The organism is Vibrio cyclitrophicus (assembly GCA_023206055.1).
GTDB lineage: Bacteria > Pseudomonadota > Gammaproteobacteria > Enterobacterales > Vibrionaceae > Vibrio > Vibrio cyclitrophicus_A.
Genome location: CP065367.1, coordinates 1,752,724 through 1,766,876, shown reverse-complemented (window position 1 = coordinate 1,766,876; position 14,153 = coordinate 1,752,724). Strand labels below are relative to the sequence as shown.

12 protein-coding genes are annotated in these 14,153 nt (G+C 44.4%); 5 read left to right on the top strand and 7 right to left on the bottom strand.

Annotated elements, in window-relative coordinates; genetic code table 11:
• The first annotated feature begins 264 nt into the window (after positions 1-264).
• Positions 265-1,926, top strand: a complete 1,662-nt coding sequence (locus ITG09_23410) for a cache domain-containing protein (protein ID UPR54316.1) — start codon at positions 265-267, stop codon at positions 1,924-1,926.
• A gap of 144 nt (positions 1,927-2,070) precedes the next feature.
• Here ITG09_23410 and ITG09_23405 read toward each other — a convergent pair whose 3' ends face one another.
• Positions 2,071-2,748: an endonuclease gene (locus ITG09_23405; GenBank protein ID UPR54315.1), complete on the bottom strand. Its 678-nt coding sequence runs from the start codon at positions 2,746-2,748 to the stop codon at positions 2,071-2,073.
• A 3-nt stretch (positions 2,749-2,751) separates the two neighbouring features.
• Complete coding sequence (locus ITG09_23400; GenBank protein UPR54314.1) at positions 2,752-3,621, bottom strand: LysR family transcriptional regulator; 870 nt, start codon at positions 3,619-3,621, stop codon at positions 2,752-2,754.
• Between the two features lie 222 nt (positions 3,622-3,843).
• Between ITG09_23400 and ITG09_23395 the strand changes: the two genes are divergently transcribed.
• The gene (locus tag ITG09_23395) at positions 3,844-4,191 is read left to right on the top strand and encodes a DUF3316 domain-containing protein (GenBank protein UPR54313.1); all 348 of its coding nucleotides are present in this window, start codon (positions 3,844-3,846) and stop codon (positions 4,189-4,191) included.
• Positions 4,192-4,344: 153 nt separating this feature from the next.
• On the opposite strand, the gene ITG09_23390 is transcribed toward ITG09_23395, so the two are convergent.
• Positions 4,345-5,982, bottom strand: a complete 1,638-nt coding sequence (locus ITG09_23390) for a methyl-accepting chemotaxis protein (protein UPR54312.1) — start codon at positions 5,980-5,982, stop codon at positions 4,345-4,347.
• A 261-nt stretch (positions 5,983-6,243) separates the two neighbouring features.
• On the opposite strand from ITG09_23390, the gene ITG09_23385 reads away from it, so the two are divergent.
• A complete protein-coding gene (locus ITG09_23385; GenBank protein UPR55248.1) occupies positions 6,244-6,669 on the top strand; it encodes a DUF3010 family protein in 426 nt (141 codons plus the stop codon).
• Positions 6,670-6,780: 111 nt separating this feature from the next.
• Here the strand turns inward: ITG09_23385 and ITG09_23380 are convergent, their stop codons facing one another.
• The gene (locus tag ITG09_23380) at positions 6,781-7,680 is read right to left on the bottom strand and encodes a DMT family transporter (protein UPR54311.1); all 900 of its coding nucleotides are present in this window, start codon (positions 7,678-7,680) and stop codon (positions 6,781-6,783) included.
• 124 nt (positions 7,681-7,804) lie between these two features.
• Between ITG09_23380 and ITG09_23375 the strand changes: the two genes are divergently transcribed.
• Positions 7,805-9,232, top strand: a complete 1,428-nt coding sequence (locus ITG09_23375) for a PLP-dependent aminotransferase family protein (GenBank protein UPR54310.1) — start codon at positions 7,805-7,807, stop codon at positions 9,230-9,232.
• A gap of 98 nt (positions 9,233-9,330) precedes the next feature.
• On the opposite strand, the gene ITG09_23370 is transcribed toward ITG09_23375, so the two are convergent.
• The 3 genes from ITG09_23370 to ITG09_23360 all read right to left on the bottom strand — a co-directional run bounded on the left by ITG09_23370 (position 9,331) and on the right by ITG09_23360 (position 12,367).
• Entirely contained in the window at positions 9,331-9,879 is a 549-nt protein-coding gene (locus tag ITG09_23370; protein ID UPR54309.1) for a carboxymuconolactone decarboxylase family protein, read from the bottom strand.
• A 342-nt stretch (positions 9,880-10,221) separates the two neighbouring features.
• On the bottom strand, positions 10,222-11,190 hold the full coding sequence (gene yidZ, locus ITG09_23365) for an HTH-type transcriptional regulator YidZ (GenBank protein ID UPR54308.1): 969 nt from the start codon (positions 11,188-11,190) through the stop codon (positions 10,222-10,224).
• Positions 11,165-12,367: an MFS transporter gene (locus tag ITG09_23360; GenBank protein UPR54307.1), complete on the bottom strand. Its 1,203-nt coding sequence runs from the start codon at positions 12,365-12,367 to the stop codon at positions 11,165-11,167. Before ITG09_23360 ends, yidZ begins: the two co-directional genes overlap by 26 nt.
• A gap of 481 nt (positions 12,368-12,848) precedes the next feature.
• On the opposite strand from ITG09_23360, the gene ITG09_23355 reads away from it, so the two are divergent.
• On the top strand, positions 12,849-14,012 hold the full coding sequence (locus tag ITG09_23355; GenBank protein ID UPR55247.1) for a tyrosine transporter: 1,164 nt from the start codon (positions 12,849-12,851) through the stop codon (positions 14,010-14,012).
• Positions 14,013-14,153 lie beyond the last annotated feature (141 nt).

Here is a 14,153-nt window from a genome sequence, read left to right as displayed (position 1 = left end):
CTTAACGAATAGACATAGCAGGGTGCTACAAAGCGTCGCATTCTAACAAAGCAATGCCGAATGCAAAAGCACATAAACGCACCAGATAACGACGTGCACTGCCCTTGATTACATAGGCCTGTGAGCAAGAAAACAGAACCACCTTCATATTTACCAAACAAATGCTATTTGGGATAACAATTAAACAACAAGTCCATTTACATTTTTAAATCACATTAATAATCTGTTGAAAACTGCATTGGACAATCGCACAGGAACCGTGACATGACCCTAACCATCAAAAACCGCCTTTATATTCTCTCTTTCATTCCGTTGCTACTAATGGCAATTGGCATGATGAGCGTAACGTATATGAAGAGCACCGAGCTAACCGCACAGCAAGTAGAATCGACGCGTAGCAATATGATGGCGATGAAAGAGAAGGAACTCAAAGCGTACCTACAAATGGCCTACTCTGCGATCAGTCCATTTTTGGACAGAGGCGCAACGCTAGAAGAAGCTTTACCAACATTGAGAACATTAGAATATGGCGAATCTGGTTATATTTTTGGTTATGACTCGAAAGGTGTCCGAGTTGTGGTTGGGCAAAGTAACGATGGCATCGGTAAAAACTACTATGACCTTCAAGACAAGCAAGGCAACTACTTAATCCGCGACCTGATCAAGAATGCTAAATTAGGGGAGTTCACGACTTACTATTTCCCGAAGCCGGGCCAATCTGTCGCGCTACCAAAACTCAGTTACTCAGTATTTGTTCCGCAGTGGGATTTGATGCTGGGCACGGGTTTCTATACTGACGACATCGATGCAGTCATCGAAGAGATGAAAGAGAGTTCAAATGCTGCGTTACAAGGCTCATTGACGGCCATCGCAATTTTCTGTGGCTTTATTGCCCTTGTTGTTGCGATATTTGCTGTCGCGGTGAATCGCACTATCATGCAACCACTCGAGCAATTTGACCGTTCAATCAGCGCATTCGCGAGTGGCGAGGCCGATTTGACCGCTCGAATGGAAACATTCAAAGCGCCCGAGTTCACTAAGCTCAGCGAAAACTTCAATGCCTTTGTTGCAAGCCTGCAAACCATCATTCGCAGCGTAAGTGATGTGGGGCAGCAAGTAGTAGCCGAAACATCTAGCATGTCTTCTCGCGCTGCACAGGTCGACGAGATTGCTACTGGGCAACGTGAAGAAACAGAACAAGTTGCAACAGCGATGACTGAGATGACCACAACCGCGCAAGAGATCTCAAGCAACGCAAGTCAAGCGGCGGATTCAGCGAAACTGGCAGAAGGCAACGCAAAAGAAGCGCAACAAATAGTAAACGCAGCTGCCGATTCGGTGGCAGGCCTTGCTAGCGAAGTGTCAGAAGCGAATACTGTGGTATCGCGTTTAGAAGGTGATGTTCAGAACATTTCATCTTCATTAGCGGTCATCCAAGACATTGCCGAGCAAACTAACCTACTTGCATTAAATGCCGCAATTGAAGCGGCTCGTGCTGGTGAACAAGGACGTGGTTTTGCAGTCGTTGCAGATGAGGTTCGTAAACTGGCAAGCCGAACTCAAGAGAGCACGGGCGACATTCACAAAATGATTGAGCAGCTAAAAGCTGCTTCAGATGCCGCAGTAAAAGCCATGGATTCAAGCCAAAACCGCAGTGCTCAAACGGTGGAAGAAGCAAACGCTGCGGCCGCTGCTCTTGCGAAGATCCAAACATCGATCGATACCATCATGGACATGAACTCGCTTATTGCGACGGCAACTGAACAACAAAACATTGTCGGCCAAGAGATATCTCAACGCATTGTGGTGATTTCAGATCAAAGCTCGCAGTCAGCCGCACTAGCAAATCAAAACCGTACAGGTAGCCAAAACCTCAACAGTCGTGCGAATGAGCTTTACCACCTAGTGGATCGTTTCACTGTCTAATACATTTACGTTCAATTAAACAACAAGTAAACGCGACAAAACGTTAAGATTTCTCGCACTACAAAAAAACGGGCTTCAGAATCTCTACTCTGCAGCCCGTTTTTATTTGAATGACATATTGATACAACAAGCACGCAAGTCGAACTAAGATCCTACTCCAGCCTTAACACAATCTTGATGTAGCGGACAATCTTGACACTTGGGTTTAGGGTTACAGAACTGCTGACCATGTTCGACTAACAAACCATGATAATAGCCGTACCTTTTTGCATCCAGAGGGATTGTACTTTCCATTAAGGCTCGAAATTTTTCATACGATTTAGGTGCATCGAGTCCATTGCGAGTGAAGATCCTTCTTGCGTAAGCATCAATCACAAAAGACGGTTTACCTATCGCGTAAACCAAAATCGCGTCAGCTGTTTCACCACCGATCCCTTTGACTTCTAATAGCTCTCTTCGCAGCTGTTCTTTATCCTGCTCACGAACCTCTGAAATGTTGTATCTGTATTTCGAAAACCACTCAGTCACAGCCTTTAACTTAATGGCTTTTTGATTATAGTAACCACTCGAACGAATCTTTTGGGCAAGCTCATCAAGCTCTATCTCGGCAACCGACCTTGGGTTGCATTGCTCACCTAAGTTAATAAGTGCTTTCTCTGCGTTCTTCCAGTTGGTGTTCTGAACCAGAATAGCGCCTAAAATGATCTCGTAAGGGTCATCCCTTTGCCACCAATCAAAATAGCCATAGTGCTGCTCAAGGGTATTAAATACATTCAGTATCAGCTCACTCTGGTTAGTAAGTTCCTGACGGCCGACTGTCATTCTCTAATCCAATTGATCAGAAAGGAAGTCCACCAGCAGGCGAACTTTCGAAGATAAGTTGCGGTTCTGCGGATAAAGCGCCCATATACCTTCCTTGTCGTCGCGATAATCAGACAACACCTCAACCAACTCACCAGAATCAAGGTCTTCACTCACATAGTATTCAGGTAACTGCACCAAGCCAATGCTCTGTTTTGCAGCATCTAATAGCGCTAAACCACTGTTGCATTTAATTCGCCCATTAACGCGAACCGAACGAGGACGACCATTTTCTTTAAAACGCCAGTGCTCAAAGCCACCGACCAGGCATTGGTGACGGCTTAATTCAGAAAGCGTGTGCGGCTCGCCATAACGTTCAATATATTCAGGGCTTGCACATACATAGAGTTGGCGTTGAGAGAGCTTCTTTGCCACAAGGCTTGAGTCTTCTAAGCGGCCAAGACGAATCGCCACATCGACACCAGAATCGATGAGATCGAGCTTTTGGTTGGTCAGCATCAGCTCAAGTTCTACTTGTGGGTGAAGCTTTAAGAATTGATGAAGTATTGGGGCGAGTTGACGCTCGCCATAAGTCACAGGTGCAGTCACCTTCAACAAACCTTTCGGTGTCGATTGCATCTGCGTGACGGCTAATTCTGCAATTTCTAAGCCTTCGACCAGCAACTTACATTGTTGGTAATAGAGTTGCCCGGCTTCGGTAAGAGAAACCTTACGAGTCGTTCGATTAAGTAGTTTCACTGCGAGGCGCTCTTCGAGGTTTGCCACTCTGCGACTGATTTGAGCCACCGATGTAGTAAGCTTCTGCGCCGCACCAGTAAAGCTTTCACGCTCTGCCACTGCAACAAACTCACTTACCCCTTCCCAATTGGCCATACCTTTACCTTATGCTGAACTTTGGTTACCCATACAGTGTATTGAAGTTACAAATTGCTGTCACCTTGCTTGATATGCTCTGCGCATAAATCTTCACCACCTCCGTTTCTATTATCCAACACCTTACAGAAACACATTTTTGTCCTAACATTAACCCAATCACGTAGTGGTAAGTTGAGATAGTCTGAATTATTGGTTTCAATAAAAAAGTAAGGTACTCCTATGAAAAAATTAATCATACTTGCATCAACTCTTGTACTCAGCACAACAGCGTTTGCAGCAACCAAAACAACGATTCAAGAAACAACGCTAAAATCTGATACATTTATTACTGAAGCGGAAGCATACGATGCAGGCACAAACCTTATGGATGAGTTAAGCGCAAAAACACCTTTTGAGCTTTCAAGAGAACTGCCACAGTTCCAACAAACAACCAAATACGATTCGTTCAAGATCGATGATGCGAATATGGAAGTGAAAAAAATCACTAACATGAACGGCGACATCCACTACCAAGCGAACGTAAAAGTTGACTACCGTTACACGTACAAAGACGGTCGTAGCAGCTAACACTGAATGATTGGTTAGGTCTAAAACCGATCACGCATCCAAAAGAAAGCCCGCACTCATAGAGTACGGGCTTTCTTGTCATTCAGCGCTGATTAATAGAATTCAAAACAAGCAACCATTATCAGCTCATATTCGTCAGTCTAGTTTTAAAGATTAAACTTCAAACTGAGACACAAGACTATCTAGCGCCTCACATTGATCGGCCAACGCCATACATGCGTTTTCTGCACTGCTCGCCATTTCCACCATTTGCATAGTGCTTTCCGCGATACGTTGAACGTTCTGGTTCACTTCTTCCGATACTTGAGATTGCTGAGAAGCCGCAGTTGCGATTTGCGTGTTCATCTCATTCATCATACCGATAGAGTTGCGAATTTCACTCAAGGACGACGCAGCTGTACTCGCTTGAACAATGGTTTTCTCGCCGCTAACTTTACTTTCGTTCATCACGCTAACCGCTTGTTTAGCGCCAACTTCTAAGCGTTCAATCATCGACTGAATTTCACCTGTACTGTCTTGAGTTTTACTTGCTAAGGCTCTAACTTCATCAGCAACAACAGCGAAGCCACGACCTTGTTCACCGGCACGTGCCGCTTCAATCGCTGCGTTCAATGCAAGTAAGTTAGTTTGTTCGGCAATGCCTCTAATCACACCAAGAATAGAAGCAATGTTCTTAACATCACTGTCTAGTTCATGAACAACACCACTCGCGTTTTCGATATCATGCGCCAAGCGCTCAATCGAACTCACCGTTAAGCCTAGTGTTTTATCTGCAGATTCCACTTCACGATTTGCCGTATTGCTTGCAGAAGCCGCTTCTAACGCATTGCCACTTACGGCAACGCTGGTTGCTTGCATCTCATGAACTGCAGCAGCAACTACTTCACTTTCTTTCTGTTGATTCGAAGAAAATTGAGCCACACCTTGAGTCAGTGATTTGATGTTTTCCATCTCCGAACGTACAGCGTTAGAAGTGGTAATAACCTGTTCGATAGTCACATGAATTTTGCCAACAAACTGGTTGAAAGCAGAGCTAAGACGAGCGATTTCATCACTCCCCTCAACGCTCAAACGTTGAGAAAGATCACCATCACCAGAAGCAATTTCAACCATCGCCTTCTCAACATCTTGAATCGGTTTAACGATAAAACGATTCGACAACCATAACGCGAAAGCAGCAGCCAGAATCGCCACACCCATGCCGACTTCAATGATAACCTTGCTTGATTCAATAGATTCATCGGCTTGTTGACGAAGTTCTTTCTGCTTCAATTCAATCAAGGTTCTGATGTCACGAAGTTGATCTCGAATGATCGCAAACTCAGCATCTAACTCAGGAGAGTAATCAATGTTGTATTGGTCTGCGTTTGCCGGATCAGCGAACATTTGCTCGTGCAATGCCACCCACTTGCTCATCGCGTTAACAAGCTTTGATAATTCACCACGAGAAGATGGATCCAACACCCCTGCTTGATACAAGGTTTCGACACTTTGAAAACGAGGAACCGCTTTGTAAGCATTGTCTTTAAATTCAAACTTTTGGTACTCAATCGCCGCTTGGTCTTTAGCAAGCAACAGACCTTGCGCCGAAGCGATAACTTGGTAAATATCACGATAGCCATCTTCCAAATTATCTAACACTGGCTGAACCACATTATTCAACTCATGGTTGATTGCAGCTTGAGCGTTAGATTTAAGGACATTAAGCACAGTAACAGTAGAGAAAACGATCACAATAACCATTAATGGGATCGCAATTTTACTCTTAATTGAAAGGTTGTTGATACTCATAAGGGGGTTTATAACCACACAATAAATAGGGACGCGCGCATAATATACAGTATCAATTTAAAAGCTAGCTAAAAGTTTGTGAACCTAGTCGCATAGCAAACGTTACCCTTGAATCGACTGTCTATTATTCAACCAAAGGTCAACGTTAAAAAGTAGAGCCAAAGAAATTTTTGCACTTATTTACCACAGACATGCTCAAATACTGGAGAAGTCATAGAAATAGCACCATAATGTACGGCTCAAAAGTAAATAGGTATGAACATGAAAATTTGTGGTGTTGAAATCAAAGGTAACGATGCAGTCATCTGTCTTCTTTCTCTGTCAGATGGTGTATTTAATATCCCTGATTGCCGAGTTTCTAAAGTTGCAATTAGCGACGCAAACGACACGCAGAATATGAAAGACTTTCAATTCTCTTTTGCAAAGTTGATGGAAGATTACCAAGTAGATAAAGTTGTAATTCGTCAACGCCAAACAAAAGGCAAATTTGCTGGCGGTGGCTTTGGCTTCAAACTAGAAGCAGCAATTCAACTGATCGACGGCCTAGACGTAACGGTTGTATCTCCTGCTGACATCAAAGAGAGCCTAAAGCGCAACCCTCTTATGATGAAATTCAAAGAGACTGGCCTTAAGCAATACCAAGAAGCACCGTTTACAACGGCTTACGCTTGCTTGATGCAGCGCTAATCAAAAGTCGCTAGCCAATATTGGATACAGAAAGAGCCTGAATATTGAATATTCAGGCTCTTTTTTGTTTCTAGTCATCGACTTTAAGTAGAATGAGTTTTGGTATACAAACTATCGCTCCAAGGCTGTTCGCCTGCGAGCCTTAATCCATTCTGGCTTCCTCACCACCAAATAAACCGCAGCGGCAGACAAGGCAAAGCCCATCGCACCGTAGATGTCGAACGACTCACCGAAAATAAGCCACGCTTGGATTGCTGTCGTCGGTGGTACTAAGTAAAACACCGATGCAACACTTGAAGATGCGCCATGCTCAACCATGTAAAGAAGCAATAGAATAGCAACACAAGACAGAACAACCACCAGCCAGATTAGAGTCAATGTAAATTCTACAGTCCAGTTCACCTGCATCGTTTCGTAACGCATTGCGAACGGCAGAAACAGCGCCGCCGAAGCCAAGTATTGCACCATCGCACCGCCGACCATATCTGTCCCCTGACAAAAGCGCTTCTGATACAGAGTGCCGCAGGTAATACCCACCAAAGAAACCAAACACAATAACGTTGCCAAGCCTTTTTGGTCGTCTGACTGCCATTCAATATTGCCCATCAACACCAAACTGATACCGGCAAAACCAAGCGCTAAGCCCAGCCACTGCGCGAAATTAAAACGCTGTGAGGTACAGCTGATCATAATCAAAGCAGTCAGAATCGGTTGTAAGCCAACAAGTAGAGAACTCAACCCGGCAGGCATACCCATATCAATCGCCAGATAAGTGCCACCAAGGTAGAAACCATGAATCAAGATGCCAACCACACTAGCGTGGAAGAATGCTCGACCACGAGGAATACGACGCTTAAGGATTGCAATCAAAACCAAGAACAGCGCCACGTTGGCTACCATCCTCAGAGAAAGTAATGTTGCGGGTTCCGCGTATTCCACACCAAGACGTGCACCGACAAAACCTGACGACCACAATATTACAAACACAAACGGAATCATTTTAATCAGCATTACAAACCTCTGGTCAACTCTTCATCAATGCTGTTACCTTAATTGGGTACAGATAACTAATAAAGATACAGATATAACACTTTAAATGGTTACAGATTGAGAGTGAGCAACGAGGGAGAAAAACGTGGAAGCAGAACTCAGCGGCAATAAATACCTTGCTACCGAACAACATATTAAGGCTCAGATCGATAAGGGACTCTTTCATCCAGACGATCGCCTTCCCTCAATCCGTCAACTAAGCGAACAGCTTGGCGTGAGTAAAAATACCGTGATTCGTGCCTACCAAGAACTGGAAGCGACAGGCTGGGTTTATTCAGTACCTAAATCTGGCTATCGCGTGAAAGCACCCAACACCACTAACTGGGATGCATCAAGCCAACCTCAAAAAGTCGATCTGTTGTCTGTCACCAAATCGGTACTCTCTCGTCCAAAAGGTCGCTTGAAATTGTTGGCAGGCTCGGCCCACCCGAATATCAACAACCCTGCGATTCGAAGCTTGTATGCCGAAATCGGTCGCCATAGCCGTTTGCAAACTCAACTGCCCGGTTATTACCAACTTCCCCCCGGCGACGAGCAATTAGTAAAGCAATTGTTAAAGATCACCCATGATCTTGGTGTACCTGCGGGATCGAAAGAGATTGCGATTACTCACGGTGCTCAACAGGCGATAAGTTTGGCTCTGCGGGCATTAACCAAACCGGGTGACATCGTCGCTGTTGAGTCACCGTGTTATTTCGGTAACTTACTACTACTTGAATCACTTGGGTTACAGGCTCTTGAAATACCAAGCAGTGTTAGCCACGGAATCGACATTCCTTCGCTACATAGTGCGTTGGACAAATGGGAAGTGAAAACCTTACTGCTAACGCCAAACTTTACTAACCCAACCGGCTCAAGAATGCCATTGGCGAATCGAAAAGCATTACTGGAGATCACGGGATCTTTACCAATTATCGAAGACGATGTGTTCGGTAGCTTGGCATTTGACACACCCATTGCCAGCCTCAAAGAGCTTGATGACCAAGATCGAGTCATTTACGTCAACTCGCTATCTAAAACCTTAGACTCTCGCCTGCGAATCGGTTGGTTACTATCGGGTCGCTACCAAGCTCAAGTCGAAAAGTACCTTTTATGCGACAATATGGGGAGCTCAAACCTGATGCAATCCGCGGTGGGTCAATTCCTCACTACCGGTAAATATCGCAGCCATTTGTCTAAGATGAAGCGGCTCTACCAAACCAATCAAAAGCAATTTCAAAGCCTTTTAATACAAGCACTAGATAGCTACCCACACCTTGTTGGACACTACCACCTATCCAAACCGGAAGGGTCTTTTTTAAACTGGATAACACTGCCTGAATCGGTCGATAGCTACGCGGTCTATCGAGACTGTTTAAAGCATAAGTTGGGGATTTTACCCGGTACAGTATTTGGAACCAACGACCAATATAAACACTGCTTGCGCTTCACTGTCGCCAATATTGAAGAGAGCAAGGAATGGAAAGAAGGGGTTGTGACACTAGCCAAGATAATCGCTAAACACGTACGTTAATTTACCTTTCTAATTCCCCATTCACTCCAAACAACAAAGCCCCACTCAACTGAGTGGGGCTTTCATCACTGTCATATTGTTGGGTTAATTAAATGCGATTAACCTTGCCAAGCGAACTGCTCAAATACTTTATCTACTGGCGTTTCAGCAACGTGGTTTACGTAGTTACTGATCACTTTCTGAGATAGGCCAAGAATCACTTCTAAAACTTGCTGTTGCCCGTAACCCGCAGCGAAGAATGCTTCCATTTCGTTTGCTGGCACATTGCCACGATTACGAACCATGCTCAGTGTGAAGTTGTGCAAAGCTTGCAGCTTTTCTGTTGGTATTGCGGTGCGATTACGCAGTGCTTCAGTGATAGCAGGATCAACCTTCATTGAATGTGCAATGCCTGTGTGAGCAGGTACGCAGTAGTGGCATTCGTGTTCAACGTTGATGGTTTGCCAAACAACCGTTAGCTCTTCAGCATCGAAAGATGAGTCACTAAACGCCTGATGAAGCTGAGTGTAAGCCTTAAGCGTGTTTGGAGATTCAGCCAAAACCCCGAAAAGACCAGGCACTCTACCCATCTGCTTTTTAGCGCCTTCAAGAATAGGTTGGCTTTGTTCTGGCGCGGATTCTACTGAGTGAATTTTGAAATTGCTCATGTTCTATTCCTTTCGATTCTTTATCTTAATTAGGTTCACAATCGGAGCTATATGAGACTGTTCTCCGTTGGCGTGAAGACAATATAGAACAAACCAGAACGATCGTTCAAGTGTTATTTTGAACATTCGTTCAAATGGGCTGTATTTGTCGAATCAACAATTATGGAATAACCGTATTCATTTGAGCAGTTCTGACCCTACCTGCATGATTTAAAATGAAAAACCCATCAGCTAACACCTGATGGGTTCTGTTCTAAGTCTGAATTCTTATTTAAATCAACGTTCCAATATTAACGGCACAAGCCTTCAGGTCATCTAATCACATTTAATCTCATCACAAGGTTAGACACTTTCACCTTCAAACTGGTAAAGATCTCTAAGCGTATCTTTTAACCATAGAACGATCGGATTGTAGGCGTTGCGTTTATGCCAAATCATAGTAAATGGGATCAGCAACTTATTGGCATTTTCTTCATCTAGAGGGATAGGTAAGCAGGTAAGATTGGGGTGAAGCTGCTCTACGTAACGTCGGCAGTAATTTGGTGCAACGGTAGTCATGGTGTGATTTGACTGGGCAGTCATAAATAACGATTGTTCGAAGCCCGCTAATGTCAGTGCGATATTGCGGTCGAGCTGTAGGTCGGTAAGCACTTCATCCAGCGCCCATGTTTCGCTTTTCTCCCACACAATATTGATATGAGGGTATTTAAGGAAAGCCTCAAGGTTCCACTCTTCTTGCAAGGCAGGATGGTCTTTTCTCAGATACACGACAGGCAAGTCGTGGAACAGAACCTCGAAGTCGATGAAGTATGGCAACGCGTCTAGAGATTCTTTCGAACGCGGGTGGCTTTCTCGCCCAGAAAACCCAATATCAGATTCGCCACGAACGATGGAATCTATAGAGTCATAATCCCAATTACGCATTTTGATTTTTGCATCTGGATAGCGTTGGTACACGCTTTGCGTCAGCTCATTGAGCATGATTAGCGACAGAGGAGATTCCGCCTCGAGATTCAAGCGCAGATCTTTAGGCGCATCGTCGCCACGAGTCGTCAATATTTGGCTACCGATCTGCAACCAGTCTTGAAGATGTTTCACCATGCTCAGCGCAAGTGGTGTTGGCGTTAAACCTCTTGGTGTCTTTACAAATAGAGGATCATCGAACCAGTCTCGAAGTTTAGTAAGTGATTTGCTCACCGTTGAAGGCGTGACGTTGAGCTTTTTGGCAGCTTTCGAAACACTCTGCTCTTGCAACAGCAATTGCAGAGTAAACAACAAATTCAGATCAAGACGGGCTAGTGGCTTCTTCATAATCACTTTTAACTTGGGAAGGACCTACCCATAGTATTAGAGCAATACTGATAACTCCACCAGCAGCCAGTATAAATACCAACATATTCAATACACTGAGTCCGATAGCGCCCATCAACCAGATAAACAGTGCCGAAGTACACACCTGAGAAACGCCCAGTATCGAACTTGCCACACCTGCTCGCTGTGAGTAACAACTCAATGCTTGACTCATCGCAACACCGAAACCTAGTGAGAAACCGCCGCACACGAAAGCAAAACCCAACAACGTGACGTAATGACCTAAGCCGCCGTCAATCGACGCGAGCAACAAAATAGCTGCAATAACGAAGCACGCTTGTGAAGTTAGCATGAGGTTCTTTTGTTTAAAAACATTCAAAGCAAACGGGGCTGAGAAAGACACCAACATACTCACCAAAGCCGTGAGTGCCATGGTGTAAGAGTACTGACCTCGGTCGAAGCCAAGCTCTGTCATGATCAGCATTGGAGACACATTCACGTAAGTCAGAATCGCCGTCACGCCTAAGCTGGTTATGATCACACGGCTGATAAACAAGGGGGCTTTGAACGTTTCGGTTGAAGTGGAGTGAGACACAGAAGCTTTGGTCACTTCAGAATCTTGACCATTCGGCTTGGTTTCTTTTAGCACTAACACCGACAACAAACACACCACCACACCCATGCTCGCCATGGTCGTGAACAAGCTCGGCCACGGGTAAACCGTCATGATTAAGTGGCCAATCACAGGCGCAAGCACTGGAACGATGCAGGTAATGCCATTCATCATCGACAACACCTTAGCGCGTTTTTGATCGTCTAACACATCTCGCAATATGGCGAATGCCACTACATAACAAGACCCCGCACCAACACCTTGGAAAAAGCGTACCGCTAGAAACGGTTCTGCGCTGGTGACGACTCCGCCTAGCATCGAAGAGAGCGCAAAGACAATCGCACCGAAAATTGCGACAGGTTTTCTACCCACACTGTCGGCAAATTTACCCGCAAACAACATCGTAATTGCCATGCCCGCTAGATAGATGGAGAACGCGACATGAAGCTGCGCCTCAGAGGCATTTAAGTCCGCGGCAATTTGAGGCAAGCCAACCAGATATAAGTCAATCGCCATTGGATACAAGAGAACAAGCGTAAAACTACAAAATAGAAAACGATACATAAAACCCCCACATAATTGGTGTGAGGATAATAAGAGTGAAACGCCAAACTACCGAGTGGCTTCTGCGACAACGGATCTTTCCATTTACGACAAACCCTCATGCTACAACTGGATAGCCTCTTAATTGAGGAGATCCAATTAGTACTCATAAAATAAGGGAATCCGGCAGGAAGTCATCAAATAAACAAGGTTTTGACTTGGTTTCACTGAGATTAAGACATCCGTTAATCAGCCGTATAGAACGAATGATTAAACGGCTGTTAATGTTCATAAGTTATCAGAAAGATAAAACAACTCACAAGATGAATACAAAAAACAACCAGCCATATACAGTGCAAATCTCTTCGTGAATTTTTTAGAAAAATTCAAAATTTATTAGAAATTAACCCCTAACTTTACTGAGTATTTTGTTAGTCTTGGAAACAATTATTTACAATCCAAACAAAAATTAATTGGATCGCTTGAGGTTGTTTTCTTGAATATGAAATTATTCGGCAGTTCTCTAATCCTTTCGGGAACTGCACTAGGGGCTGGCATGTTGGCTATCCCTATGGTTTTAGCTCAATTTGGCTTCATGATCAGCTCAGTGCTGATGCTACTTATCTTTATTGGCACCACCTACTCTGCCCTTCTGCTCGCAGAGGCGTGTACAAAAACGAAAGACAATAGTGGCATGAGCAGCGTTGCTTACTTAACGCTAGGCAGCAAAGGTAAACACTTTATCAATGCACTCTTTTACTTGCTGCTGGTATGCATGCTGATCGCTTATATCTTGGGTGTTGGCGATATCATTCATAAGCTATTGCTCGATGTGGGAATAGACATCTCTGCATCCGCTGCGTATACCGTTTTCAGCTTATTTATGGGTGTCGTTGTTGTGTCTGGTAAGTCCTATATCGATAAACTGAATCGAGGGCTATTCATCTTAATGGTCGTGATGTTACTTATCGTTATCGCGTCATTATTCAGCAACATTCGCCTTGATTACCTAACTCAAACCAGCCATTACACGGCCAACGATGTGGTGCAATACAGTGCGGTTATCTTTACTAGCTTTGCCTCTATGGTGGTGATCCCGTCACTGGTGATCTACAACCGTGAAGCGACTCAAAAGCAGATCCGCAATATGATTCTGCTTGGCTCAGTGATTCCACTAATCTGCTACCTAACTTGGTTATTCGCGATTATCGGTAACCTTGGTACGGACGCTATCAGCCAATTCCATAACATTTCAGAACTGATCTCGGCGTTTAGCGGACAGTCTTCTTGGCTGAAAGTAGTGATTGCGCTGTTCTCAGTATTGGCATTGGTAACCTCTTTCCTTGGTGTGTCTATGGCGCTGTACGACCAAAACAAAGATGCAGTCACCAGCAACAAAGCATTGGCTTATGCCCTAACCTTCGTTCTACCTTTGGTATTAGCTGAGTCATTCGCTAGCCAGTTTGTAAGCATGCTCGACTATGCAGGCATGGTGCTGGTGTTCTTAGCTATCTGGGGACCACTTGCGATGGTAGTTAAAGTTCGTAGGCCTGACTTTCCTCACCTACAAACTCAGGGTAGCTATACCGCAGCCGGCGGCGACACGGCACTTATCGCAACATTCGGTTTTGGTGCTCTGATCTTTATATCTTGGTTCATGAGTTAGTTCTAAATACAGCATCAACCCTTGTCGCAATGATATTTCCATGTTTGTAAGTGAAGATTAACTTAACAAACCCTTTATTAAAAAACCGAGAATTTTGAGATTCTCGGTTTTTAGTTTTTACATAGACGACTAATTCCTAAC